Below are 1,559 nucleotides of genomic sequence, written 5' to 3'. Positions count from 1 at the left end.
CTCACCACCCGCGACCGCTACGCGCTCGTGCGGGGCCGTCAGGTGCCGGTGGAGGAGGTGCTGTTCAGGATGCTGGAGCCCGGGGAGATCGGCAGGGCGATGGCCTTCCCCCGCCAGTACACCGTGCTCGGCAACAAGCGGGAGAAGGTCCGCCAGTACGGCAACGCCGTCACCCCGCCCGTCGCCGAGATCCTCCTCTCCGCCCTCGTCGAGGCCGTCACCGGCCACGACCTGCCCGAACCCGGCGCCCTCTCGTGACCGGCCGCACCCCGCCCCTCGGCGACAGCCAAGGCCTGTGGCGCGCCGTCCTGGCGGCCGCCTCGGGCCGCTGCCAGTGCCGGGGCACCTGCGGCACCAACCACGAGCGCGACGGCGGCCGCTGCAAGAACACCCACGGCGGCTACGGCTCCCGCCACGGCACCGGCCCCGTCCGCCTGCTCGCCGCCCCGGCCGACCCGGCCGCCCTGCTGCTGCCCCCGCACCAGGTTGCCGCCCTGCCCAAGCAGGCGCTCGCGGCGTGGTGCCCGGCCTGCCACGACGCCACCCGCCGCGCCGCCGCCAAGGCCCGCCAGGCCGCCGCCCCGCCCGCCGAGCCGAACGCCCTCTTCTAACCCTCTCCCGCCCCCGGGGCCGCCGCACGCGGCCCCGGGGCCCTACCCGCCGAAGGGACCGCCGTGACCGGCAACCCCCTGCTCACCGCCGCCCTCGCCGCCGTCGAACGCGGCTGGCACGTCTTCCCGCTGCTGCCCCGCAGCAAGCGCCCCGCCCTGCACTCCTCCACCGCCTGCCCCCGCACCGGCCCCTGCACCACCGGCCACCAGGGCTGGGAACAGCGCGCCACCCTCGACCCCGAGACCGTGCGCCGCACCTGGTCGCACGGGCCGTACGGGATCGGCCTGGCCACCGGCCCCTCCGGCCTGGTCGTCATCGACCTCGACACCCCCAAGCCCGGCGCCACCGTGCCCCCGGAGTGGGAGGACCAGCGGGTGACGGACGGGTACGACGTGCTGGCCGCGCTGTGCGAGCGCACCGGCCGACCGTTCCCGGACGACACCTACACCGTCACCACCCCCAGCGGCGGCCAGCACCTCTACTTCACCGCGCCCACCGGGCTCGCCCTGCGCAACACCGCCGGCCGCTACGGCTCCGGACTGGGCTGGCTGATCGACACCCGGGCAGGCGGCGGCTACGTCGTCGCCGCGGGCAGCAACGTCGCCAGGCGCCGCTACGACGTCGTCCTCGACCGCGACCCGGCTCCGCTGCCCGACTGGATCGCCCGACTGCTCACCCCGCCGCCCAGGCCCGTCGCCCCGCTCTTCCGGCCCGGCCGCCGCACCACCGGCGACCGGCCCGCGTACGTGGACGCCGCCCTGCGCGGCGAGACGGCCAACGTCGCCGGCGCCCCGGAGGGCACCCGCAACTGGGCCCTCACCCGGGCCGCCCGCGCGCTGGGCCGCTTCGTCGCCAGCGGCAAGCTCAGCCGGGCCGAGGTCGAGAACGCTCTTAAGGGGGCGGCGGAGCAGGCCGGCCTGCCCGCGCGTGAGGCCGACGCGACCATC

General features: G+C 77.4%; 3 protein-coding genes. All 3 read left to right on the top strand.

Annotation, left to right across the window (positions count from 1 at the left end):
• On the top strand, window positions 1–258 hold a 258-nt coding region (locus ABZW03_RS40745; protein ID WP_355269906.1), incomplete at its 5' end, for a DNA cytosine methyltransferase.
• The gene (locus ABZW03_RS40740; protein WP_355269904.1) at window positions 255–611 is read left to right on the top strand and encodes a hypothetical protein; all 357 of its coding nucleotides are present in this window, start codon (window positions 255–257) and stop codon (window positions 609–611) included. The genes ABZW03_RS40745 and ABZW03_RS40740, both read left to right, overlap by 4 nt.
• 63 nt (window positions 612–674) lie before the next feature.
• Window positions 675–1,559: bifunctional DNA primase/polymerase (locus tag ABZW03_RS40735; RefSeq protein ID WP_355269902.1), on the top strand; the 885-nt coding region annotated here is incomplete at its 3' end.

Origin of the sequence: Kitasatospora sp. NPDC004799 (genome assembly GCF_040609095.1) — a bacterium.
GTDB lineage: Bacteria > Actinomycetota > Actinomycetes > Streptomycetales > Streptomycetaceae > Kitasatospora.
The sequence above is the reverse complement of the archived record's forward strand: the minus strand, read 5'-3'. Positions and strand labels throughout refer to the sequence as shown.